Origin of the sequence: Streptomyces caelestis (assembly GCF_001279005.1) — a bacterium.
Lineage (GTDB): Bacteria > Actinomycetota > Actinomycetes > Streptomycetales > Streptomycetaceae > Streptomyces > Streptomyces heliomycini.
Genome location: NZ_LGCN01000062.1, coordinates 37,436 through 60,456, shown reverse-complemented (window position 1 = coordinate 60,456; position 23,021 = coordinate 37,436). Strand labels below are relative to the sequence as shown.

At 73.9% G+C, this 23,021-nt stretch carries 20 protein-coding genes; 13 read left to right on the top strand and 7 right to left on the bottom strand.

Annotated elements, in window-relative coordinates:
• Positions 1-127 (top strand): thiazolylpeptide-type bacteriocin (locus ADK41_RS43855; RefSeq protein ID WP_078941188.1); only part of this gene is annotated, 127 nt, incomplete at its 5' end.
• 103 nt (positions 128-230) lie between these two features.
• On the opposite strand, the gene ADK41_RS06140 is transcribed toward ADK41_RS43855, so the two are convergent.
• Positions 231-827: a DUF7010 family protein gene (locus tag ADK41_RS06140; RefSeq protein ID WP_030826053.1), complete on the bottom strand. Its 597-nt coding sequence runs from the start codon at positions 825-827 to the stop codon at positions 231-233.
• 341 nt (positions 828-1,168) lie between these two features.
• Between ADK41_RS06140 and ADK41_RS06135 the strand changes: the two genes are divergently transcribed.
• From ADK41_RS06135 to ADK41_RS06110, 6 genes are read left to right on the top strand one after another with little or no spacing between them, the layout of a single operon-like run.
• On the top strand, positions 1,169-2,248 hold the full coding sequence (locus tag ADK41_RS06135; RefSeq protein WP_030826050.1) for a hypothetical protein: 1,080 nt from the start codon (positions 1,169-1,171) through the stop codon (positions 2,246-2,248).
• Positions 2,245-4,854 (top strand): lantibiotic dehydratase, encoded by a 2,610-nt coding sequence (locus ADK41_RS06130; protein ID WP_030826047.1) that lies wholly within the window; start codon positions 2,245-2,247, stop codon positions 4,852-4,854. Before ADK41_RS06135 ends, ADK41_RS06130 begins: the two co-directional genes overlap by 4 nt.
• On the top strand, positions 4,851-6,779 hold the full coding sequence (locus ADK41_RS06125; RefSeq protein ID WP_051843147.1) for a hypothetical protein: 1,929 nt from the start codon (positions 4,851-4,853) through the stop codon (positions 6,777-6,779). Before ADK41_RS06130 ends, ADK41_RS06125 begins: the two co-directional genes overlap by 4 nt.
• Positions 6,766-8,685, top strand: a complete 1,920-nt coding sequence (locus ADK41_RS06120) for a TOMM precursor leader peptide-binding protein (RefSeq protein ID WP_030826041.1) — start codon at positions 6,766-6,768, stop codon at positions 8,683-8,685. The genes ADK41_RS06125 and ADK41_RS06120 overlap by 14 nt, the downstream gene beginning before the upstream one ends.
• Positions 8,682-10,187 carry a nitroreductase family protein gene (locus ADK41_RS43850; protein WP_030826038.1) on the top strand — a complete coding sequence of 502 codons (1,506 nt, stop codon included), beginning with the start codon at positions 8,682-8,684 and terminating at the stop codon, positions 10,185-10,187. Before ADK41_RS06120 ends, ADK41_RS43850 begins: the two co-directional genes overlap by 4 nt.
• A 44-nt stretch (positions 10,188-10,231) precedes the next feature.
• A complete protein-coding gene (locus tag ADK41_RS06110; protein ID WP_030826035.1) occupies positions 10,232-11,161 on the top strand; it encodes a thiopeptide-type bacteriocin biosynthesis protein in 930 nt (309 codons plus the stop codon).
• 88 nt (positions 11,162-11,249) lie between these two features.
• Here ADK41_RS06110 and ADK41_RS06105 read toward each other — a convergent pair whose 3' ends face one another.
• The 3 genes from ADK41_RS06105 to ADK41_RS06095 form a co-directional block, all read right to left on the bottom strand.
• Positions 11,250-11,774, bottom strand: a complete 525-nt coding sequence (locus ADK41_RS06105; protein ID WP_030826032.1) for a YceI family protein — start codon at positions 11,772-11,774, stop codon at positions 11,250-11,252.
• Between the two features lie 108 nt (positions 11,775-11,882).
• Entirely contained in the window at positions 11,883-12,716 is an 834-nt protein-coding gene (locus tag ADK41_RS06100; RefSeq protein WP_030826029.1) for an ABC transporter permease, read from the bottom strand.
• The gene (locus ADK41_RS06095) at positions 12,713-13,711 is read right to left on the bottom strand and encodes an ABC transporter ATP-binding protein (RefSeq protein WP_030826026.1); all 999 of its coding nucleotides are present in this window, start codon (positions 13,709-13,711) and stop codon (positions 12,713-12,715) included. Before ADK41_RS06095 ends, ADK41_RS06100 begins: the two co-directional genes overlap by 4 nt.
• A gap of 299 nt (positions 13,712-14,010) precedes the next feature.
• Between ADK41_RS06095 and ADK41_RS06090 the strand changes: the two genes are divergently transcribed.
• Positions 14,011-15,291, top strand: a complete 1,281-nt coding sequence (locus ADK41_RS06090) for an FAD-dependent monooxygenase (protein WP_051843146.1) — start codon at positions 14,011-14,013, stop codon at positions 15,289-15,291.
• 171 nt (positions 15,292-15,462) lie between these two features.
• On the opposite strand, the gene ADK41_RS06085 is transcribed toward ADK41_RS06090, so the two are convergent.
• On the bottom strand, positions 15,463-15,870 hold the full coding sequence (locus tag ADK41_RS06085) for a MazG nucleotide pyrophosphohydrolase domain-containing protein (protein ID WP_030826020.1): 408 nt from the start codon (positions 15,868-15,870) through the stop codon (positions 15,463-15,465).
• A gap of 85 nt (positions 15,871-15,955) precedes the next feature.
• Between ADK41_RS06085 and ADK41_RS06080 the strand changes: the two genes are divergently transcribed.
• Positions 15,956-16,951: a TAXI family TRAP transporter solute-binding subunit gene (locus ADK41_RS06080; RefSeq protein ID WP_030826017.1), complete on the top strand. Its 996-nt coding sequence runs from the start codon at positions 15,956-15,958 to the stop codon at positions 16,949-16,951.
• Here ADK41_RS06080 and ADK41_RS06075 read toward each other — a convergent pair.
• Both ADK41_RS06075 and ADK41_RS06070 read right to left on the bottom strand, forming a co-directional pair.
• Positions 16,930-18,363, bottom strand: a complete 1,434-nt coding sequence (locus ADK41_RS06075) for a sensor histidine kinase (RefSeq protein ID WP_030826014.1) — start codon at positions 18,361-18,363, stop codon at positions 16,930-16,932. The two genes, ADK41_RS06080 and ADK41_RS06075, sit on opposite strands and share 22 nt — an antisense overlap.
• Before the next feature lie 9 nt (positions 18,364-18,372).
• Positions 18,373-19,059 (bottom strand): response regulator transcription factor, encoded by a 687-nt coding sequence (locus tag ADK41_RS06070; protein WP_030826011.1) that lies wholly within the window; start codon positions 19,057-19,059, stop codon positions 18,373-18,375.
• A 285-nt stretch (positions 19,060-19,344) separates the two neighbouring features.
• On the opposite strand from ADK41_RS06070, the gene ADK41_RS06065 reads away from it, so the two are divergent.
• The 4 genes from ADK41_RS06065 to ADK41_RS06050 all read left to right on the top strand — a co-directional run bounded on the left by ADK41_RS06065 (position 19,345) and on the right by ADK41_RS06050 (position 22,753).
• A complete protein-coding gene (locus ADK41_RS06065) occupies positions 19,345-20,121 on the top strand; it encodes an amino acid ABC transporter ATP-binding protein (protein WP_030826008.1) in 777 nt (258 codons plus the stop codon).
• Positions 20,122-20,201: 80 nt separating this feature from the next.
• The gene (locus tag ADK41_RS06060) at positions 20,202-21,044 is read left to right on the top strand and encodes a glutamate ABC transporter substrate-binding protein (RefSeq protein ID WP_030826005.1); all 843 of its coding nucleotides are present in this window, start codon (positions 20,202-20,204) and stop codon (positions 21,042-21,044) included.
• A 132-nt stretch (positions 21,045-21,176) separates the two neighbouring features.
• Positions 21,177-21,854 carry an amino acid ABC transporter permease gene (locus ADK41_RS06055; protein ID WP_030826002.1) on the top strand — a complete coding sequence of 226 codons (678 nt, stop codon included), beginning with the start codon at positions 21,177-21,179 and terminating at the stop codon, positions 21,852-21,854.
• The gene (locus ADK41_RS06050) at positions 21,851-22,753 is read left to right on the top strand and encodes an amino acid ABC transporter permease (protein WP_030825998.1); all 903 of its coding nucleotides are present in this window, start codon (positions 21,851-21,853) and stop codon (positions 22,751-22,753) included. The genes ADK41_RS06055 and ADK41_RS06050 overlap by 4 nt, the downstream gene beginning before the upstream one ends.
• Positions 22,754-23,021: the final 268 nt, after the last annotated feature.

The following is a 23,021-nucleotide window of genomic DNA, read 5'->3' as shown; positions in this document are numbered from 1 at the left end:
GGGCTTCGACGCCGACGAGCTGGAGACCCTCGAGGTCGCCGACGGCGTGGCGCTGCCGGAGATGGGCGCCTCCAGCGGCTCGATCGGCACCTCCTCCTCGTCGTCCAGCACCTGCTCGGCCTGCTGAACGCGCGTGAGCGCCTGAGCACGACCGTGTGAACGCACAAGGATGCGCCAACCGGCCCCGGGCCGGTCGGCACATCCTTGCGTTCGTTTCCGGTGAAGGTCCGTCAGCCCCGTACGGCCAGGTGGTACGCGGAGGCCCAGAGCACCACCGCGCAGGCCAGGCCGACCACGACCCGCACGCTCTCGTCCGACAGGCCGGCCACGACCAGCACGACGCCCACGACCGCCACGGCGGTCATCAGCCCGGCCGTCCACCGGTACTGCCACTGGTCGTACAGGCGCGCGAGCGGGAAGAAGTGCAGCCCCACGACCAGGGCGATGCCGACCGGGATGAGCTCGGGGCGGCCGGAGGCGTTGGAGCCGGCGATGACGGCGAAGATGGCCAGCACCTCGATGCCGTTGACGACGCCCACCCCGCGCGCCCAGTTCTCCGGGAGGCTCACCGTCCGGGGCGAGGGCGCGGCGTCCTTGCGGTGCCCCAGGTAGATCGCCGCCGCGGTGACCACGAGGGCCGCCACCTCCACGGACACCGGCACGACATCCGTCGCCGAACCGGTTCCGGAGGCCCCGGCGAAGGCCCACAGCAGGCCGAACAGGGAGAGCACGAGGGTTCCTCGGCGCCGCAGTTTCCGGGTGAGTTCCAGGCACTCGGCGTCCGCGGCGGACGGGGTCGGGCCGGCGGTGGGGGGAGTAGACGTCATGGGCGGAGAGTACAACGATCATTTCAGCTGCCAGACGTTTTTCGGTCAGTCTCCCGACCGCCTCAAACGGAATTGATCATTCCGTTACTCTGCCGCGAAGAGCGCGCCTCCCACTCCTCTCGAAAAGGGCGCACGGTGTCACGAGAACCGTGACGTATGTAAGCCGCCGCCCTCTCTCCACTTCCACCGCGCATTCCGGCCGTCAATGATGTGGAGCACATTCCCGAATTCATTTCCCGTTCGTCTCGGAAGGTGCGAAGGACATGGTGGTTGACGCTCCGGAGCGTATTGCCGTGAGGCCGGATTCCGCCGACCTGACGGGGGTGCGACTCCACACTCGGATGCCGGTGACCCCGGCCTGGCTGGCCCGGTACGTCGTACCGGCCGCCCGCGAACTGAGCGAGGGGGGCGTGCCCGGCGTCCAGGTCCGCCGCGGCTGGCTGCACGGACCCCACATCGATCTGCTCGCCCCCGTCGCCGGCGCCGCCGACTGGCCGGCGGTCGCGGCCCGGCTCGACGCGGGCCCCCTCGACCCGGCACGGGCGCTGACCGAGGAGGCCTATCTGGAGCAGGCCCGCGAGTTCGGCCGGCTCGAAGCGGTGGAGCCCCCGTACCTGCCGCTGCGCGACCACGGCACGGTCCTGCCCGTCGCTCCCGGCGACCCGGCCCTGCGCTCCCGCGAGCCGCGCCTCGATCCGCTGCGCACCGTCGTGAACGGCGCCCTCGCCGTGCCGGTGCTGTCGATGGTCGAAGGCCTGGCCGAGGAGCCCGGCAGCGGCACGGTCCTGCTCGCCGAGGCGTTCGCCGCGCTCGCCGACACCCACGCCCTCGGCCCGGGCCACGGGGTGTTCTCCCCCCGGTCGCACGCGGAGGCGTTCCTCGCCTGGGCGGCTCCCCGCAAGGACATGCGGCCCGTCTTCCAGGAACGGCTCGCCAAGGAGGCGCCGCTGCTCCGCGCGGTGGTCGAACAGCGGCTGAGCGGTGCGGTGTCGCCCGCGGCCGCCCGGTGGCGCACGGCGTTCGCCTACGGCGCCGGGGTGCTGGACAGCGCGGTCGCCTCGGGCGCCCTCACCGCCGGCCTGCTCGACTCCGTGACCGACGGTGTCGACCGGGGGCGGATGGGCCCGCCCGGAGCCGTGACCACGGTCCCGCGCGGAGAGCAGCCGGACACCGACTTCCACCGCACCGTGCACGGGTCCGGGGCGATCAGCACGCCCTCGCCGTTCTTCGCCGCGTTCCGCCTGCTGACCAACCTCTTCTACCAGCAGCTGCCGCTGCTCACCGTGTCGCCGATGCAGCGCTACTACATGTGCTTCGCGATCGCCGAGACGGTCGACGCCGTGCTCGGCAGCAGCTGGCGCGAGCGTCTGGAGCGCCCGCGCGCCGCCCGCACCACGGAGCCGACGGGAGCCCCGCGATGACCAGTCCCGAACCCCAGTGGTTCCTGCGCGTCAACCCGCTGCGCAGGGCCCGCCTCGCCGACCCGGAGCTGCGCCGGCTGCTCACCGGCCTCGCCGCCGCCGAGGCCGAACTGGCCGAGGCCGCCGAGGCCTGCTCGCAGGAGCTGTACGAGCGGATCGGCGCCGTGGAGTCGGACGCCGAGCGCCGCGAGCTGATCGCGCTGCGCCGGGCGATCCACAACGGCCGCGCACCCCGCAAGGCCCCCGCGGACCGCGTGGCGGAGATCCCGTCGGTGGCGCGCTGGCTGGCCGTCCAGGCCGAACGGGACCGGCTGCGCACCACGATCACCGAGGACTACCCGGCCGCCGCCGACCGCGAACGGACCGTCCTCGCCGGCCTGCTCGGCGACGACGACCTGCTGCGCTCGCTCGCCCTCGTCGCCCCCGAGGTGCACCAGGAGGCCGAGCGCTACCGCACGGCGGTCGAGGGGCCCGGCAAGGTCAACGCCCGCACCCGCAAGTCGGAACGCGGACTGATCCAGTACGTCACCCGGTCCATGGTGCGCACCAGCCCGCTCTCCCGGTTCACCGCGGTGGGCATCGCCGAACCCGCCCCCGCCGGCGACCCGGAGGCCGTCCGCCCCGGCGACGTGTCCTTCACCGGCGCGCTGGCCGTACCGGGCCTGGACCGGGTGATGCTGCACTACGTGCTCGGCGGCCTGCCCACCGCCGACGGGGCGGACCCGACGGACCTGTGGATCGGCCTGCCGCCCACCTCGGCGCCCGACCCGGAGAGCGGCAAGCTGTTCTTCCTGAAGTTCTCCGAGCAGGGCATGCACCGGCTCGCACTGCCGCTCGACGGGCCCGTCGCCGACCTGCTCGACGCGCTGTCCATGGGACCGCGCCGCTTCCCGGCCGTGGTCGCGCACGTCGCCACGCGGGCCGGCTGCTCCGAAGGGGACGCCGACCGGCGCGTGCGGCAGGCGCTCCAGCAGGGCGTGCTGTGCACCTTCGGCCAGCCGGAGGAGCGCGCGGGGGCCGCCGACTACGACGAGCTGCTCCCGGCGGCGCGGGACACCCCCGCCGGGGAGCTCGCCGACCGGGTCCGTGCCGGACTGCCCCGGGTCGCCGAGGCGCCCGCCGGGGAGCGGGGCGCGGTCCTGGCCGGACTGCGCGGGGACCTCGGCCGGTTCAGCCAGGCCGCGGGCCGCCCGGCGCACATCACGGTCGAGGAGGACTACGTCATGCCGCCGCTGAAGGTGGCCACCTCCGACTGGCACGCCCCGCTGACCGACCTCGGGCCCGCCGTGGAACTGCTGTCGGTCTTCGACTGGCTGCACGACGTACGGGTCCTGATGACCGCCGCGTTCACGGAGCGGTTCGGGGCCGGGGCCAACGTTCCGCTGGCCGAGCACGCGCCGTTCGTCGTCGGGGAGGTCTCCCGGCGGGCCGCCGCGATGGCCGCCGTGTACGGACCGCAGGGCTCGGGCGAGCCGGCCGCGCTGACCGGCATCGGCCCGGCGGACGGCTCGCTGGAGCGCATGTACCTGCTGCGCCGCGAGCTGTCCGAGGAGGTGCACGCGCTCCTCACCAAGACCGCCCGGGCCGGCGAGGACACCCTGGCCCTCAGCGCGGCGGACGTCGCCGGGCTGACCCGGTCGCTGCCCGACCGCTTCCGCCGGGACCCGCTGATCTACGGCGTGCTGCTCCAGCAGGCCGGCGGCAAGCTCGTCCTCAACGACGGCCTGCCGGGCCACGGCATGCTGTACGCGCGGTTCCTGGAGGCCGACCGCCGCCAGGGCGGCCGGGCGCTGCCCCGGCTCGCCGCCCACCTGCGGCGCTTCTACGGCCACGACGGCGCCCGGGTCACCGAGGACCTCGGCCTGCACCGCCTCAACGTCAACGCGCACGCGCCGGTGCTGCCGGGCGGTCTCACCCCGGAGGACTGGTTCACGCTGCGGCTGGCCCACGACCCGGAGACGGACTCGCTGCGGGTCGAGGACGCGGACGGCGCGCCCCTGCGGGTGCTGCCGCTCGGCACGGGCCATCCCGGCCTGTTCCCGCCCCCGCTGTCGGTGGCCTCCGGGCTGGCGATCAGCGGCCGGCTCTTCAACAGCCTGCCCAACTCCTGGCACGCGGCCACCCCGTGGGACGGCGAGCGCACCCGCACCGCACCGCGCATGGCGGTCGGCGACGTCCTCATCGGCCGCCGCCGCTGGTACGGCGGGGCCGAGCTGGACGCGGCGGTCGCCGCCGGCCCCGACGAGCACGAGCGGCTCCTCGCGCTGACGGCGTGGCGGGCCCGGCACGGGGTCCCCGAGGAGGTCGTCATCAAGGCGGCGCCCGAGGACGAGGGCCCGCTGTCGGTCGGCGCCCCGGACGTCCAGTCCAAGCGCCTCCAGCAGAAACCGCAGTACGTCGACCTGTCGAGCGCCCTCGCGGTGCGGGTCCTGCCGCGGATGCTGGAGCGCCGCGGGGAGGGCGCGAGCTACCTGGAGGAAGCGCTGCCCGGCGTCACCGACGGCACGCACGCGACGGAATGGGTGCTCGAGGTCGGGCGCACGGCCGGCGGACGGTTCGTGTACGACCCGGCCAACCACACGGAAGCGGAAGGAGCTCGGTCGTGACGGTGACCGATCTGGACAGGGCCCCGGCCACGACGGCTCCGGGGACGGACGCCCCGCTGCGGGCCCGGCCCGGGCTGCACTACGCGCCGGTGCCCGGGGGCGTGTACTTCAGCGGCACGCGCGGGCAGTTCGTGCTGCGCGGCTCGGAACTCATGTACGCGGTGGCGGACGGCTGCGTACCGCTGCTGGAGGCCGGGACGACGGAGGACGCCCTGGTCGCCGAGTTCGGCACGGAGCGTGCCCGTCCGGCCGTGCGGCACCTCGTCGCCCGGCTGCGGGAGAACGGCCTGCTGCTCGACCCGGCCGCGTTCACCGAGCCGGAGCCCCCGGCCGAGGTGCGCGCCCGCCACGCCGACGCCCTGGCCCGTCTGACCGCCCGCCTCGACGACCCGTACGCGGCGTTCGCCCGGCTGCGCCGGGCCCGGGTGGAACTGCGGGGCCCGGACACGGCGACCGCCCCGGCCCGGCGCGGCCTGCTGCGCACCGGCGTGACCCGGGTGACCCCGGCCGACGGGAGGGCCACGCCTTCCCCGGCCCTCGTACCGGTCTGCGACCCGGCCATGTACGCGGACCCCTCCCTCCTGGTTCCGAATCCCGCCGGCGGCCCGGCGGTGCGCGAACCCTCGACCCCCGCCGGCGGCCCGGCGGTGCGCAAGCCCGGAATCCACACCCCCGCCGGCGGCCCGGCGGCGGAAGGGACCGGCACCACGACCCCCGTCGGCGACCCGGCGGTGCACAGGGACCGGGCGGCGATTCCCGTCGGCGACCCGACGGTGGACTTCCCGGGGTCCGGTGGTGCGCCCCGTGCCGTCGTCGAGTTCCTCACCGGCGACGAGACCTGGACCGAGCGGCACGGGACGCTCCACGTGCCCGTGCTGCTCGGCCCGGGTCCGGTCCTCGTCGGACCGGTCGGGACGTCGCCCGCCGTCTGGACGGCGTTCCGGGACCGGGCCCGCGTCTGGGCCGGCGCCGAGGGTGTCGAGCCCCCGGCCGGACCCGTCGCCCACTCCCTCGCGGGAGCCCTCGCCGCCCAGCTCCTGGCCGACACCCTCACGGGTGTCGCGGAGCCCGGCGAGGCCCATGTCGTGCACGGCCCCGACCTCACCGCCGACCGCGTCACCGTCACGGGCGGCCCCGTGGACGAAGCGGTCGTGGTCCGGCTCGACGACGCCCCCGCCGAACCCCTCCCCGAACCGGCGGCCGCACTGGAGGAGGCCGCCGTCCTCACCGCCCGCTGGACCGGACTCTTCGCCTCCGCGCAGGGCGAGCACCTGCCGCAGATGCCCCTCGCCCTGCGCGCGGCGGAGCACCGCACGGACCGCACGGACACCGTCACCGCCTGGGCGACGCACCAGGAGACGGCGACCGTCGCCGCCGCCCTGGCCGCCCTGCGCGACCGCGCCGCCGGCGCCGCCGGGCTCACCCGCGAACACTGGCTGCTGGACGGTGCGCTGCGGCGGCTCGCCGAACGCCGGGACCGGTTCGAGCGGCTCACCGACACCGCTCCCCCGCTGCACGCCGAGGGCGAGCGCATCCTCGCCGCCCTGCGCGCGCGGCTCGGGCCGGCCGTCCCCGTGCTCACCCTGGCCCGGCCCGCCGGAGTCGACTGGCCGCTGGCCGAGGTCACCGCCGACGGCCGGCCGCTCGGCGCCGGCTGGGGACCCACGGCCGTCGACGCGACGTACGCCGCGCTGTGCACGGCGCTCGCCGCCGTCCAGGCCGACGGCACCGTCGCCGCCCTGTCCACCGACGCCCTGCTCACCGCCGACGACACCACCCGCACCGCACTGAGGAGGCAGCTCACCGCGCTCGCCACGATCCGGGGACAGGCCCGCCGCACGGACCCCGTGCTCGGCGGACTCCCCTTCTGGCACGGCCCGGTGACCGCCCGGACGGCCCAGGAGCCCACCGATGCCGACCACTGACCCGATCACCGAGAACCCGGTCCAGGCGGGCCCCGCGCTGCCCGCGGCGGCGCACGACGACTGGCTGCCCGCCTTCGCCGGACTGGCCCGCGCCACCGGGGCGACCGTCTCCGTCAACCTCGGCTGGGACCTCGCCTGGGAACGCGGCCCCATCGACGCGGCGCACGGCCCTCACCTCTCCGTCCGCCTGTACGACGACGAGGCGATGGTCGGCCCGCTGTGGGCGCCGGGCACCTCGTCCGGCTGCGCCGCCTGCGCCGAGGTGCGCGAACGCACCGTCCTCGACCACCCGCTCGTCGGCGACCTCACCCGGGCCACGCGGGTCCCCGCCGCCCCCGCGCCCCTGCTGCCCGAACTCCTGCGCACCGGCCTGGCCCACCTGGCGGACCGTCCCCTCGCACCCGGCGAGGCCTACTCGGTGACCGTGCGCGGCACCCGCCGCCACCGCATCGCACGCAGCTTCCACTGCCCGGTGTGCGGCCCCGCCCCCGAGGACCTGGTCAGCACCGGAGCCCCGGCGCCCCGCGCCCTCCGCTCCCGCCCGGCCGTCCCCGGTGACGCCACCCGCACCGCGGCGAGCCGGCTCGTCGAGCCCGGCTTCCTGCGCGACCGCCTGGTCGACGACCGCTTCGGACCGGTCCGGGCGATCCTGCGCGAGTCCCACGCCCCGTTCGCGATGAGCATGGCCGTCGTCGCCGACGCCCCGGCGATGGGCCACGGCCGGGCCCGTACGTTCGCCGAGACCGAACCGGTCGCCGTCCTGGAGGCCTACGAACGGCTCGCCGGGTACCCCTACGACATCCCCCTGGTGACCCGGCGCTCCTACCGCGAGGTCGCCGGCCACGCGGTCGACCCGGACACCCTCGGCCGCTACACCGCCGAGCAGCTCGCCCACCCGACCAGCAGGGCGACGCCGTTCACGGCCGACACTCCGATGGACTGGGCCTGGGGACACGACCTCGCCGATGGCCGCCCCCTGCTGGTCCCGGCCGACCACGCCTTCTACCAGTACGAGTACGCGTTCCGCCGGGACCGCAGGGCGGCCCGCGTGGCCGGCGCCGCGAACCGGCGGCACTACTTCTTCGACTGCTCCAGCGGCTGCGCGGTCGGCGCCAACTACGAAGAGGCCGCCCTGCACTCGCTGTTCGAACTGGCCGAACGGGACGCGTTCCTGACGTCCTGGTACCGGGCCGCGCCGCTCCCCCACGTCCCGGTCGCCTCCCTCACCGATCCGACCAGCCGGGCCATGGTCGAGCTGATCCGGGCGCGCGGGTTCGACGTCCACCTGCTGGTCGCCACCCGTGACATCGGCCTGCCGGTGGTGTGGGTCATCGCCGTCAACGAGAAGAACCCGTTCCCCGCCACCTTCTCCTCCGCCGGTTCGGGGGCGGACCCCGAGGCGGCGATCCGGGGCGCGCTGCGCGAGGTGGCCCAGCTGGTCACCAACCCGGTCGACTGGACCCGCGAGCAGGCCGAGCGGATGGCCGAGGATCCGTGGCTGGTGGAGGAACTGGAGGACCACGTGCGGTTCTCCTCGATCCCCGAGACCCGCGACCGCGCCCTGGCGGGGCTCGGCGGCCCGGCCGTCACCCTGGAGGAGGCCTTCCCCGACTGGCCCGGCCGGCTCGAACGGGCCGCGGCCGGCGACGTGCGCGGCACGCTGGAGTACGTCGTCTCCCTGTTCGCCGACGCGGGCCTGGAGCGCATCGTCGTCGTCGACCAGACCACCCGGGAGCACGCGGACGCCGGCATCGCGGTCACCCGCGCGGTCGTCCCCGGCATCCTGCCCATGTGCTTCGGCCACGCCCAGCAGCGCCTGGACGGACTGCCCCGGCTCCAAGCCGCCCTGCGCGGCACGGACCAGGAGCACCGGGCGATCCCCTACGACCCCCACCCGTTCCCGTGACCGCCCCCGCCCCGGAGTGGACCCGGCGCGCCCCGGTCGACCTGCCGGGTCCCGAGGGCGACAACAGCATCGCGCGCGAACCGCTCTGGCACGCGTACGGCCGGGGCGACGACCGCCCGGAGCCGCCGCCCTGGACCTGGGCGAGCACGCCCCCGCCCGACAGCCACGTACCGCCGGATCCGCCGCGTCCCGCGGGGCCGAGCCGGGTGCTGCCGACGGGCACCGCCGAGCGGCTGTCGGCGCTCGCGTACCCGCGGGTCCCGGCCGCCGGGCCGATGGCGCCGGACGCCCTGCCGCACGCCCTGACGGCGGCGTTCGGTCCCGTGCGCCGTGAGCCGGAGAACCCGTACAACGAGCACCGTCCGTACGCCTCGCCGCGCTGCCTCTTCCCCGTCCACGCCTTCGTGGGCGACGGGGCGGCGTGGCGGCTGCTGGAGCCGACCCGCCACGCGCTCACCGGGCCGGACACCGGAGCGCCGCCCACCCGCATCGCGCTCACCGGCCGCTACACCGCGATCCCGGTGGCGTACCAGTGGTTCCGCGGGTCGCTCGTCTCCATCGAACTCGGCATGGTGCTGAGGGCGTTGAGCCTCGGCCTCGAACTGTTCGGGGTACCGGCGACCCTCACCCCGCCCTCCGGCGGCGGGGCCGGACTGCTGCGCGAGCTGGGTCAGGAGCGGACCTGGGAGTGGTCGCTGCCCTGGCTCGTCGACGTGGCCGGGCCCGGTCCCGTGGCGCGTGCCGGGCGGGACGCGCCGGCGCCCGCCGGCGATCCCTCGCTGGCGGACGTCGTACGCGTCGACCGGGAGCAGGCGTACCCGGCGGGCGCGGCGCCGCTCACCACCGCCGTCCCGGCCGGCCTGCCGGACAGCCCGGTCGCGCCCGACTGGGCGGAACTGCTGTGGCGGCGCCACTCCGGCCGCATGCCCCGTGCCCTGCACGGCATGGACTCGGCGCCGCGTCCCGCCCCGGTCCCGGCCCGGCATCTGGCCGCCGCCCTCGCCTGGCTCGGCGTCCCGCCACCGCACCCGGTGCTCGCCGCCGCCTTCGACGCGGTCACGGTCACCGCCGTGGTGCAGCACGTCGAGGGGTACGCGGCCGGGGTGCACCGCTTCGAGCAGGGCGCGGCACACCTGCGAAGGGCCGATCCGACCGCCCCCGCGGGGCTGGAGGCGAACTACGGCTACGGGTTGTCCCCCGTCAACGGCTGCGGCATCGCCAAGGCCCCGCTCACCGTCTTCTTCTCGGTGCGCCCCCGCGAGCTGTCCGCCCGCCTCGGTCCCACCGGCTGGGGCGCCGCTCAGCTCGCCTGCGGCTGGGCCGTCCACGGACTGTGCCTGGCGGCGGCCGCCGCCGGTCTCTTCGCGCGGCCCGTCCGGGCGTTCAAGGAGATCCCCACGAAGGAGGTCATCGGCCTGGCCGAGGACGAGGCGATCGTCCTGTCGGCGGTGGTGGGGGTACCGCGCGACACCGGGGGCGACCAGCTCGACCTGCGCACGTGAACCCACTTCTCCGCACGCCGTCCGGACGACAAGGAAGCCCGCCCATGCCCACACCCGCCACCACACCGCACCGCTGGAGCGCCTGGCACCTCCACCTCGCCACCACCGCCCGCAGCGCCCACGACCGTGTCCTCACCGACGTCGTCGGACCCACGGTCCGTGAACTTCCGCCCGGCGCCGAGTGGTTCTTCATCCGCTACTGGCAGTCGGGTCCCCATCTGCGGCTGCGGATCGCGGACCTCGCCCCGGACGCCCGCGCGCGCGTCGAACACGCCCTGCGCGACCGGCTCGCCTCGGCGGGCCGGCTCGCGCCCGGGGAGGAGCCGCTGGCCGCCGGCGCCTACGCGCAGAGCGCGGCCCGGCTCGCCGCCGCGGGCGAGACCGGCGTCGACTCCACCGTCCGGGCACTGCTGCCGCCCGGTGTGCACCGCGCCGGCTACGACCCCGAGTTCGAACGCTACGGCGGCCCCGCCCTCATGCCGGCCGCCGAGTCGCTGTTCCACCTCTCCAGCGAACTGGTGCTGCGGTTCGCCCCCGGCATCACCGACGAGGCGCGACGCGCCCGGCTGGCGCTGCGCGGCACCCTGTCCGCCGCCGTCGCGCTCGGCGGCGGCGTCGAGCGCGCCCACTACTTCGCGCGGGGCCTGGACGCCTGGCGGGCCTGGGCGTCCGACGCGGGCCACCCCGACGCCCTGCTCGACCGGATCACCCACGTCGGCCAGGACCCGGACGCGGTGCGGGTCACGCCCGAGGCGCACGGCCCGTTCACCGGCTGGTACGAGAAGCTGGCGGCCCACGCCGACGACGTCCGGCGGCACTCCCCGACCCACCCCGGCATGATCCTCTTCTCCCACGCCCACATGCTGCACAACCGGCTGGGCCTGAGCCTGCTGGAGGAACTGCGCACCTACGCCTGGCTGTCCCACGTGTTCCCGGTGCGGCGGCCGGCCCCCGACCCGGCGCCCGCGGGGTGATCCCCCGCACCCTGCGGGCGCCGACGCGGAGGCCCGGCCGGATTCCCCCTCCGGCCGGGCCTCTTTCCGCGTGCGTCCGCCGCAGGGCTCATGACCGCCGCACAAAGACGGCCCGCACCCGCACCAGGAGCTCCGCTCCGACCAGACCGCGCAGGGCGCCGACCCCGCACGCGTGCCGGTCGACGCGCGCGGTGGCCCGTACGGTGGCCCGCTCGCCGTCGACGGTCAGCTCGTCGACCGTGAACGTCACGGGCGTCTTGCGGCCCTTCACCTCCAGCAGTCCGGTGACGCCCGGCCCGGGGACGAGGCGCTCGCCGGTGAAGCGCAGTTCGGGGAAGCGCCCCGCGTCGAGGAACCGCGGGCCGCGCACCGCCGTGTCCCGCTGCGGGTTGCCGCTCTCGAAGCCCGCGGCGCCGACCGCGGCGTCCAGGCCGGCCAGGGTGCCGTCGGCGGCGAGTTCGGCGCGGCCCGCGCGCACGGGCAGGGAGCCCCGCACGGGCAGGAGGAAGAAGTGTCGGCCGGTGAACTCCACGGTGGAGTGGGCCGGTTCGAGGTCCCAGTGGCCGGCCGGGGCGTCGACGGTCCGCGGGCGGGCGGTGGGGTTCGTGGACATGGTGGGGGTCCTTTCAGTGCCGTGGGGGTTTTCCGATGGGTCGGGAGAGCCGCGAGGGGGCCTCACAGAGGCCCCCTCGACGTGGCGGTCCCGGACGGGCGGCCCGGTCTACTCGGGGCGCGGGTCCCAGCGGAACCGGCGCACCGCGATCAGGGCGCCGACGACGCCCCAGGCCGCGAGCACCGCGAGCTCCTTCCACTGGAAGCCGGCGCCGTGCGCGAAGGACGCCAGCATGGCGTCGTTGAAGGGCTTCACCGGCAGCAGCCCGGCGATCTCGTTGAGGACGCCGGAGTGGATGGGGAAGTAGCTGCCGGAGATGAACACCAGCGGGAACTGGATGAACTGCACGACCGCGGGCGCCGCCTCGGAGTTGCGGATGAGCGAGGCGACCCCGACGCCGAGCGCGCAGAAGCCGGCCGCGCCGAACACCAGGGTGACCGCGAGCGCGGCCCACTGGGTGGGCCACGGCACCCCGTACAGGCGCCCGATGCCGATGACGAGCGCGACGTCGACGATGCTCACGACGACGCAGTGCACCAGCAGGCCCGCGAAGTACACCCAGGCGGGCAGCGGGGTCGCGTGCAGCCGCTTGAGGACGCCGGTCTGCCGGCGCATGGCGAGCACGATCGCCAGCTGGCCGTAGCAGGCGCCCAGGACGGACACGGCGGCGATGGTCGGCGTGTAGTACTGCATGCCGCTCATGCCGAAGAAGAAGTCCTCGCCCTGGCCGCCGCCGAACACGGCGCCGAAGATCGCGATGATCACGACGGGCAGGACGAAGGTGAACACCATCGACTGCGGGTTGCGCCAGAACGACAGCTGCTCGTAGCGGATCTGGTGGGCGAGCAGGACGAACGAACCGCGCTCGTCCGGCCGTTCGGCGCCGGGGCGCGCGGAGCGCCGGCCGGGTGCGGTGGCCGTCGGGGGAAGGGTGCTGGTCATCGGCTGCTCCGTCCGGGTCGGCGCCCACGGCGTCCACGGACCGCCGGGGCCGGGTCCTGGCCCCGTTCGATGGACGGGGACGAGGCGTCCTGCTGTGCGTACGAACTGGTCAGCCCCAGGTAGACGTCCTCCAGGGTGGGCTGTTCCACGGTCAGCCGCTCCAGCGGCGTGCCGCGCTCCAGCGCCCAGGAGGTGAGCCGGTGCAGGACCGCCGTCGGCTCCTCCGCCTCGGCCGTGACCAGGCCCTCCTCGGCGTCGCTGACCGGGATCGGCAGGTCGCCGATGGCGGCGCCGGCCGGCAGTGCGAACCGGATCCGGGCCAGCGCGCTGTCCCGGCCGCCCAGGGTGTCCGGTGTGCCGGAGGCGACGATCCGCCCGCCGGCGATGACGGCGACCGAGTCGGCGAGCGCCTGCGCCTCGTCCATGTAGTGCGTGGTCAGCATGATGGTCGTACCGGCGTCGCGCAGGTTGCGCACGACCTCCCAGGCGCCGCGTCGGGCGCCCGGGTCGAAGCCGGTGGTCGGCTCGTCCAGGAACAGCAGCCTCGGGTCCCCGATCACGCCCAGGGCGAGGTCGAGCCGCCGCTTCTGCCCTCCGGACAGGTCCTTGACCTTCGCGCCCTCCTTCTCCCGCAGCCCCACCAGGTCGATGACCTCGTCGGTGTCGCGCGGGGCGGGGTAGTAGCCCGCGTTGCGGGCGATGGTCTCGCGCACCGACAGGTACGGCTCCACGGCGATGTCCTGGAGCACGAGCCCGATGTGCCCGCGCAGCCACCGCCCGTCGGCCTTGTCGCCGGGGTCGCGGCCGAGGACGCGCACGCTGCCGCCGTCCCGCTGCCGGAAGCCCTCCAGGATCTCCATGGTGGTGGTCTTCCCGGCGCCGTTCGGTCCGAGGAGCGCGAAGATCTCGCCCTCCTCGACGGCGAAGTCCACGCCGCGGACGGCCTCGTGGTCCCCGTACTTCTTGAGCAGGCCGTCAACGGCCACCGCGGTCACCGCGGTCGCTCCCGTCGTCGTTCACCTGTCACCGCGTGCCTCCAAGGGTGTCGTGCGTAACCGGCTGTCTCCTCCAGGAAGTTAGGGCCGGCCGAGGGCCCGGCAGCAGGGGCGGCGGGGGGATCGATGACGTCCGTCACGCGAGCGGCGACAGTTGTCAGTGACGGGCCGGCGGACCGTTGCCGCGCGGTGCGGCGCGGCCCATGCTCGGCACACGACCGATGACAGTGCGCTCACGCCGCGCACCCATCGCGACGGTGAACGGGCGTGGAGCGAAGACGCGGAAGGCGGTCCCAGACGTGCGGTTGGGGAGCAAGAGCGGAGCGCAGCGGCGGCCCGGCGACTCCGGGAGCGCCGCGGACCGGGAGCGGCCACGGGTCGCCGTCGTCGGCGCCGGCATCGGCGGACTGGCCCTGGCCGGCGCGCTGGCCGCGAACGGCACGCCGTACGTGGTCCACGAGCAGACCCGCGTGCTGTCCGAGGTGGGCGCGGGCGTGCAGCTCTCGCCCAACGCGGTCCGCCCGCTGCTGCGGCTGGGCCTCGGCCCCGCGCTGGACGAGCACGGGGTGCGCATCGAGGCGATGGAGGTCCGCGGCTGGAACGGCCGGCCCGTCGCGCGCACGCCGCTCGGCGCGGAGTGCGAGCGCGTGTTCGCGGCGCCGTACCTGACGATCCACCGGGCGCATCTGCACGAGGCGCTGCTCTCCCTGACCGGCCGGGACCGCCTGCGCCTCGGTGAACGGCTGCGAACGGCGGAGGAGACGGCGGACGGCACGGGCGTACGGCTCGCCTTCGACGACGGCACGGTCCGCGAGGCGGACGTGGTGATCGGCGCGGACGGCATCCACTCCACGGTCCGCGAGACCCTGCGCACCGACGCGCCGGTCTTCTCGGGGCTGGGCATCTACCGCGGTCTGGTGCCGGCGGACGCGCTGCCGGCGGGGGCCCGCGAACGGCTGGTACGGCTGTGGCTCGGGCCGGGCGGGCACTTCGTGTGCTATCCCGTGGCGTCCGGCGCGTATCTCAGCTACGCCGCGACCGTGCCACTGACCACGGACGCCCCGCCGCGCGAGTCCTGGTCCCGGCCGGGCGACCCGGACGCGCTGCGCGCGGTCTTCGGCGGCTGGACGGGACTCGTCGCGGACGTCGTCGCGGCGGTCGACTCGACCCACCTGTGGGCCCTGTACGACCGTCCGCCGCTGCGCACCTGGTCCACGAACCGCATCACGCTCCTCGGGGACGCGGCCCACCCGATGCTGCCGTTCATGGCACAGGGCGCCAACCAGGCGATCGAGGACGCGATGGACCTGGCCGCCTGTCTGGCGGACGCGCCCGCCCGGGCGATCCCGGAGCGCCTGGCCCGCTACGAGTCCCTGCGCATCCCGCGCACCGCCGAGATCCAGCGCGGCTCCCGGGGCAACGCGGGCATCCTCCACCTCCCGGACGGCCCCGCCCAACGCCGCAGGGACGCCCACATGGCGGTCCACGCCGCCCTCCACGACCGCACCCCCCTCTACGCCCACGAAACGGGCCGCGACGTCGTCACACCCCCACCCCGCGAACCGGCCCCGACCGGCTGACCCCACCCCGACCGCACCGCCGTAACCGCGGGCAGCCGCACCGCCGTAGCCGCGGGCAGTCGTGCCGCTGGGGCGGCACGGGTGGGCGCGGCGGCGCCCCGCAAGCGCCGGGGCAGCGCGCCCCGCCCCGGCCGAGGGTCGCACCCCCGGCCGTGCACCCCGGGGCGCCGCTCAGGCCGCCCCGCCCGGCACCCACCCCTGCCGCCGCAGCACCGCCGACACGTCCGGCGCCTCGTAGTGGTCCCCCTTGAGCACCTTGCCGTCGGCACGACGACTGACCTGACCGTCGGGCCCCAGCTTGGTCATGTTGGAACGGTGCACCTCGGCGATCACCGCGTCGAGGTCGATCCCGTGGACCAGCGCCGTCCCGTACGCGACGTACACCACGTCGGCCAGCTCGTGCGCGAGCCGGTCGAGCGGCCCCGTCACCGCCACCTCGCCCACCTCCCGGGCCTCCTCGGCCAGCAGCTCACCGCGGTGCGCGGCGAGTTCCGGCGAGACCTCGGACGGGGTGTCCCGGGCGTCCAGCCCGAAGGCACGGTGGAACTCACGGACCAGGTCGGCGGGCGAAGAACTCATGCCGCGACTGTAGCGGCCGCCCCGGCCGCCCCTCCTGTGAGCTCCGCCCTGGTCAGCGGGCACCCCGGCTGGCAGGATCGCACGCATGTCCCCCATGCTGTCCCGGATCGGCAGGCGACGGGCCCTGCGGGGCGCGACCGCCGGTTTCGTGGTGCTCGGACTGCTGCTGTGGTGGCTGGCGCCCTGGGACGAGGAGCCGCCGGGCGGGACGATCACGCTGAGCACGGGCACCCGCGCGGGGGTCTACCAGAAGTACGGCGAACTCCTGCGCAGCTCGCTCGGCAAGCACATGCCCGACCTCGACGTGCGGCTGGAGACGAGTGACGGGTCGCAGGAGAACGTGCGCCGGGTGGCGACCGGGGAGGCGGACTTCGCGATCGCCGCGGCCGACGCGGTGGAGACGTACCGGCTGAGCGGCCGGCCGGGCGCCGGCCGGCTGCGCGGGGTGGCGCGCCTGTACGACGACTACGTGCAGCTCGCCGTCGCGCCCGACTCGGGCATCCGCTCCGTCGCGGACCTGCGGGGCAAGCGGGTGGCCATAGGGTCGCCCAAGTCGGGCGTCCGGCTCATCGCCGACCGGGTGCTCCGGGCGACCGGCATCGACCCGGAGACGGACATCAGGCCCTCCTCCGACGGCATCGACACCGGCCCGGAGCGGCTGGGGCACGGTCTGGACGCCTTCTTCTGGTCGGGCGGACTGCCCACGGACGGTCTGAAGACGCTCGCCGAGCGGTCCGCGATCCGGTTCGTGCCGATCGACGCCCGCCTCGTCTCCGAGCTGCACAGGGAGGGCGGCGCCACGCGCCACTACCGCGCCACCAACATGCCGGAGTCGGCCTACCCGGGCAGTCAGCCCGGCTCGGCCGTCCCGACGATGGCGGTGTCCAACCTCCTGATCGCCCGGGCCGACGCCGATCCCCGCCTCACCGAGTGGCTGACCCGCGTCGTGCTCAGGAGCCGGGACAACATCGGGGCGCACGTCCACTCCGCGCAGCTGGTCGACGTGCGCACCGCGATCTACACCGACCCGCTCCGGCTGCACGAGGGCGCCCGCCGGTACTACCGGTCCGTCAAGCCCTGACCCGTCGCCTCACCCGTGGGGGCGTTCCTCGGCACCGTCACGGTCACCCGCAGCCCGTGCGGTTCGTGACGCCCGTACGCGATCGAGCCGCCGCCCGCCGCGAGCAGCGCCCGGGAGATGGACAGGCCCAGGCCCGAGCCCTTGACGTTCTGGTGCCGGCCGCTGCGCCAGAAGCGGTCGCCGACGCGGGTCAGCTCCTCCTCGGTCAGTCCCGGACCGTTGTCGGTGACGACGACGGTGCACACGTCGCCGTCGGAGGCGACGGCGACCTCGACGGTCTCGCCCCCGGGCGTGAACTTCACCGCGTTGTCGATCACCGCGTCCAGGGCGCTGGACAGCGCCACCGGGTCGGCCCACGCGGTCGTCGGCGGACAGGCGCCGGTCAGCCGGACGCCCTTGGCCTCGGCGGTGGGCGACCAGGCCGCCACCCGTTCGGCGGCCAGGGCGCCGATGTCGGCGACCTGGAGGTCGGCCTCGCTGTGCTCGGCGAGCGCCAGACCGAGCAGGTCGTCCAGGACCTGCGCCAGACGCTTGCCCTCGGCCTGCACGGAGGCGATCTCCTCGTTGCCCTCGGGCAGCTCCAGGGCGAGCAGCTCGATGCGCAGCAGCAGCGCCGAGAGCGGGTTGCGCAGCTGGTGCGAGGCGTCGGCGACGAAGGCGCGCTGCTGCTCCAGCACGCTCTCGACGTTGTCGGCCATCTCGTTGAACGACCGGGCGAGCCGTCTGAGCTCCGGCGGTCCGCCGGCCGCCGCGACCCGGGACTTCAGCCGTCCGGTGGCGATGTCGTGGGTGGTGGCGTCCAGGACCCGTACGGGCTTGAGCACCCAGCCGGTCAGCCGCAGGGCCGCGCCGACCGCGAGCAGCATCGCGGCCGCCTCGCCCGCGGCGATGACCAGCCAGCCCTGGAGGATGCGGGAGCGCATCTGTCCGGTCGGCGAGTCGGTGACCACGACCGCGACGACGTCGCCGTCCCGGATGACCGGCGAGGCCACCACCAGGCTGCGCCGCTGCCACGGCCACACCTGCTCGGGGTCGTGGCTGCGGCGGCTGAGCAGCGCCTCCTCGAAGGCGTCGCGCACCTCGCCCGTACGGGGCGGGAGCCAGTCGTCCGGGGCGTGCGCCATGGGCGAGTCGTTGCGGTAGAAGACGCCCGCGCGGATGCCGTAGACCGTGTGGTAGCTGCGCAGCTCGCTGCGGAGCGTCTCGCGGCGCTCGTTGATGTCCGCGCCGGCCGGGTCGGTGGGCTCGGTGACGAACTGGGCGAGGGCCGCGAAGCGCGCGGTGTCGTCGATCCGGTCCACGACGACCCGCTGCTGCTGCGCGCCGGCCAGGCTGACGGCCAGCGGGACGCCGAGGGCGAGCAGGACGGCCGCCATCAGGACGGTGAGCAGCGGAAGCAGCCGCGTGTGCACCCGGCCCCGCTATGCCGTCGGCGCGACGAGCCGGTAGCCGACGCCGCGCACGGTCTCGATGAGGGCGGGCATGCGGAGCTTGGCCCGCAGGGAGGCGACGTGCACCTCCAGGGTGCGCCCGGTCCCCTCCCAGCTGGTGCGCCACACCTCGCTGATGATCTGTTCCCGGCGGAAGACGACCCCCGGCCGCTGGGCGAGCAGGGCGAGCAGATCGAACTCCTTGCGGGTCAGTGGGACGGCCGAACCGTTGACGCTGACCTGGCGGGTCGGCAGCTCGATACGGACCGGGCCGAGCCGCAGCTCGGTCTCCGTGCCGCCCGTGGCCTCCTCGTGGACGGTGCGCCGGCTGACGGCGTGGATCCGCGCGAGCAGCTCCCCCGTGTCGTACGGCTTGACCACGTAGTCGTCGGCGCCGAGGTTGAGGCCGTGGATGCGCGAGCGCACGTCGGAGCGCGCGGTGACCATGATCACCGGCGTGCCGGTGCGTTTGCGGATCTTGCCGCAGACCTCGTAGCCGTCCTGGTCGGGCAGTCCCAGGTCGAGCAGGACGACGCCGAAGCCGTCGCCCTCGGGGACGAGCGCCTGGAGCGCCTCCTCGCCGCTGCGCGCGTGGGTGACGTCGAACCCGTGCCGCGCCAGGACAGCCGACAGGGCGGCGGCGACGTGGTTGTCGTCCTCGACGAGGAGCAGTCTCACCAGGGCCCCCTTCGGTTCATCGGCCGTACGCCCCCCTCGGGTAGGAGAACGTGTGCACGGGCGGGTGCACCTTGCAGTGACGCCGATGAACGAGGACGGCGTCAAGAGGGTTCCGGTTGCTCTTTCGTACCGTTACCCGGCTGGAATCACCCCTGCTCGCAAGTGCTACGGCAGGTGTCCGATTGCTATCGGATCGTGATGCTCAGATTCCCCTCAGATGTAATGACGCAGGTCCGACGGGTTACTACTGTCCTCCGAAACCGAGGAGGACGGAGCCCGAGAGCGATGACCGAAGTATCGGTGGCCAAGGAAGATGTGGCCGCGACCGGCGATCTGGTCGTCCTGAAGAGCGTCAACAAGCACTTCGGCGCGTTGCACGTACTCCAGGACATCGACCTGACGATCGCCCGTGGCGAAGTCGTCGTGGTCATCGGACCCTCCGGGTCCGGCAAGTCCACCCTGTGCCGCACCATCAACCGTCTGGAGACGATCGACTCCGGTTCGATCGCCATCGACGGCAAGCCCCTGCCCCACGAGGGCAAGGAGCTCGCCCGGCTGCGGGCCGACGTGGGCATGGTCTTCCAGTCCTTCAACCTCTTCGCGCACAAGACCGTGCTCGAGAACGTGACGCTGGGCCAGGTCAAGGTCCGCAAGAAGGAGAAGAAGGCGGCCGAGGAGCGGGCCCGTGCCCTGCTCGACCGGGTCGGTGTGGGCGCGCAGGCCGAGAAGTACCCCGCACAGCTCTCCGGCGGCCAGCAGCAGCGCGTCGCCATCGCGCGCGCCCTGGCCATGGAGCCCAAGGTCATGCTCTTCGACGAGCCGACCTCGGCGCTCGACCCGGAGATGATCAACGAGGTGCTGGAGGTCATGCAGCAGCTCGCCCGGGACGGCATGACCATGATCGTCGTCACCCACGAGATGGGCTTCGCCCGCTCGGCGGCGAACCGCGTGGTGTTCATGGCGGACGGTCGCATCGTCGAACAGGCTTCGCCGGACCAGTTCTTCAGCAATCCGCGCAGCGACCGCGCCAAGGACTTCCTGTCGAAGATCCTGCACCACTGAGGCGCGCCCCGCGCCCCGACGACCTGCGTCACCGGACACCGCCCGGGCCGCATCACCTCACCAGCCAAAGGATGTGCACCATGAAGCTCCGCAAGGTCACCGCCGCCTCGGCCGCCGTGTTCGCCCTCGCCCTGACCGCGACCGCCTGTGGCGGCGACGACAGCGGTGACAACGGTTCGTCCTCCTCGGGCGGCGGCGGCAAGATCAAGATCGGCATCAAGTACGACCAGCCCGGTCTGGGACTGAAGACCCCGCAGGGCTACGAGGGCTTCGACGTGGACGTGGTGACCTACGTCGCCAAGGAGCTCGGTTACGAGCCCGACCAGATCGAGTGGGTCGAGACCAAGAGCGCCGAGCGCGAGAACGCCCTCTCCCGCGGGGACGTGAAGCTCATCGCGGCGACGTACTCGATCACCGACGAGCGCAAGCAGAAGGTCGACTTCGCCGGCCCGTACCTGCTGGCCCACCAGGACCTGCTGGTCAAGGCGGACTCGGACATCTCCGAGGCCACGGACCTGAACGACAAGAAGCTCTGCTCGGTGACCGGCTCCACCTCGGCGCAGAACGTCAAGAACGACTTCGCGCCGAAGGCCCAGCTGAGCAACCGCGGCGGCTACTCGGAGTGCCTGTCCGCCCTGCAGAACGGCCAGGTGGACGCGCTGACCACCGACGACTCGATCCTCGCCGGCTACGCCGCGCAGGACCAGTACAAGGGCAAGTTCAAGCTCGCCGGCCTGAAGCTGAGCAACGAGAACTACGGCATCGGCGTCAAGAAGGGCGACACCGAGACCGTGGACAAGGTCAACAAGGCGCTCGAGAAGATGGTCAGCGACGGTTCGTGGGACAAGGCCGTCGAGGAGAACTTCGGCCCGGCGAACTACAAGAACGAGCGCGCCCCGAAGATCGGCCAGCTCGTCCAGTAACGCGGGACTCCGCCGACGCAGGATCCCCGCGGCGGACGCGGGGATCCGCAGACGCGCCGCCGCCCACCACCGGTCCGGCGGCGGCGCGTCACGTCCGCCACGTACGTCACACACCCGGAAGCGCGGGAGATCGTGTTCGACTTTCTTTCAAAATATGACGACCCGTCCCTGCTGGGCGCTTTCTGGGTCACGGTGCAGCTCACCGTCTTCTCGGCCGTCGGCTCCCTGGTCTGGGGCACCCTGCTGGCGGCCATGCGGGTCAGCCCCGTCCCCCTGATGCGCGGCTTCGGCACCGCCTACGTGAACGTCGTCCGGAACATTCCCCTGACCGTCATCATCGTCTTCACGTCGCTCGGCCTCGCCGACATCTTCGGCATGACGATGGGCGCGCGGGACGACTTCGACCTCATGTACTTCCGGCTGGCCGTGCTCGGCCTCGTCGCCTACACCGCCGCCTTCGTGTGCGAGGCGATCCGCTCCGGCATCAACACGGTGCCCGTCGGACAGGCGGAGGCGGCACGGGCCCTCGGGCTGAGCTTCAGCCAGGTGCTCGGCCTCGTCGTGCTGCCGCAGGCGTTCCGCTCGGTGATCGGCCCCCTGGCCAACGTGCTGATCGCGCTGACCAAGAACACGACCGTGGCGGCCACCATCGGTGTGGCGGAGGCCGCGTTCCTGATGAAGGGGATGATCGAGAACGAGGCACAGACGCTGCTCATCGGCGCGGTCTTCGCCTTCGGGTTCGTGGTACTGACCCTGCCCACCGGTCTGATCCTCAACTGGCTGAGCAAGCGCCTGGCGGTGAAGCGATGACTTCTGTCCTCTACGACGTACCCGGCCCGAAGGCCAAGCGGCGCAACCTGGCCTTCTCGGTCGTCTTCTTCGTCCTGCTCGCCCTGCTGCTGTGGTGGATCTGGCAGGTGCTGGACGACAAGGGCCAGCTGGAGTGGGCCCTGTGGAAGCCCTTCACCACGTCCGAGGCCTGGACGACGTACCTGCTGCCGGGTCTGGCCGACACGCTGAAGGCGGCGGCCCTCGCCATGGTCATCGCCCTCCCGCTGGGCGCGGTCCTCGGCATCGCGCGCATGTCGGACCACCGCTGGGTGCGCGTCCCGGCCGGCGCGGTGGTCGAGTTCTTCCGGGCCATCCCGGTGCTGCTGCTGATGCTGTTCGCCAACGAGTTCTTCGCCCGGTCCACGGACGTCACCAGCGAGGCCCGGCCCCTGTACGCGGTCGTCACCGGCCTGGTGCTCTACAACGCCTCGGTGCTCGCCGAGGTGGTCCGGGCCGGCATCCTGTCCCTGCCCAAGGGACAGTCCGAGGCGGCCCAGGCGATCGGCCTGCGCAAGAGCCAGACGATGAGCAGCATCCTGCTGCCGCAGGCGGTCACGGTGATGCTCCCGGCGATCGTCAGCCAGCTGGTCGTCATCGTGAAGGACACCGCGCTGGGCGGCGTGATGCTCGGCTTCACCGAGCTGCTGAACTCGCGCGCCACGCTGGCGGCCAACTACGCCAACGTCATCCCCAGCTTCATCGTGGTGGCGGTCGTCTTCATCGCCCTGAACTTCCTCCTCACCTCGTTCGCCTCCTGGCTCGAGGGACGGCTGCGCCGCAGCAGGCGCGGCACGGGCGCGGTGCTCGGCGCGGAGGACGTCGACGACCTCAACGCGGCGGAGGTCGGCGGCACGTTCAAGACCGGCGCGGACCAGTGACACGCGCCTGACGCACGACATGACTGTGGCCCGCCGTATCCCGGCGGGCCACAGTCATGTCGCGTTGCCGGCCGCCCCCGGCGGTACGGAGGAGCGGTGCGCACCGGACTCGTGCGAGGAACGGTCGAGTGGTGTGACGGGCCCCGGCCCACTTCATGATCGCCACTGGCCTTCGGTCACTTGACGCAAGCACCGGCAATAGGTTGCATACGTTCTGTGATCGTGCACCCTGCTCCATCTTCCTGTTCCTCCACGTCCCTTCAGACGT

Coding starts and splice junctions, on each gene's coding strand:
- ADK41_RS06110 (WP_030826035.1), top strand. CDS start 10,232: ATGCCCACACCCGCCACCACACCGCACCGCTGGAGCGCCTGGCACCTC.
- ADK41_RS06130 (WP_030826047.1), top strand. CDS start 2,245: ATGACCAGTCCCGAACCCCAGTGGTTCCTGCGCGTCAACCCGCTGCGC.
- ADK41_RS06135 (WP_030826050.1), top strand. CDS start 1,169: ATGCCGGTGACCCCGGCCTGGCTGGCCCGGTACGTCGTACCGGCCGCC.
- ADK41_RS06140 (WP_030826053.1), bottom strand. CDS start 827: ATGACGTCTACTCCCCCCACCGCCGGCCCGACCCCGTCCGCCGCGGAC.
- ADK41_RS06065 (WP_030826008.1), top strand. CDS start 19,345: ATGACCGAAGTATCGGTGGCCAAGGAAGATGTGGCCGCGACCGGCGAT.
- ADK41_RS06120 (WP_030826041.1), top strand. CDS start 6,766: ATGCCGACCACTGACCCGATCACCGAGAACCCGGTCCAGGCGGGCCCC.
- ADK41_RS06050 (WP_030825998.1), top strand. CDS start 21,851: ATGACTTCTGTCCTCTACGACGTACCCGGCCCGAAGGCCAAGCGGCGC.
- ADK41_RS06080 (WP_030826017.1), top strand. CDS start 15,956: ATGTCCCCCATGCTGTCCCGGATCGGCAGGCGACGGGCCCTGCGGGGC.
- ADK41_RS06085 (WP_030826020.1), bottom strand. CDS start 15,870: ATGAGTTCTTCGCCCGCCGACCTGGTCCGTGAGTTCCACCGTGCCTTC.
- ADK41_RS06060 (WP_030826005.1), top strand. CDS start 20,202: ATGAAGCTCCGCAAGGTCACCGCCGCCTCGGCCGCCGTGTTCGCCCTC.
- ADK41_RS06100 (WP_030826029.1), bottom strand. CDS start 12,716: ATGACCAGCACCCTTCCCCCGACGGCCACCGCACCCGGCCGGCGCTCC.
- ADK41_RS06105 (WP_030826032.1), bottom strand. CDS start 11,774: ATGTCCACGAACCCCACCGCCCGCCCGCGGACCGTCGACGCCCCGGCC.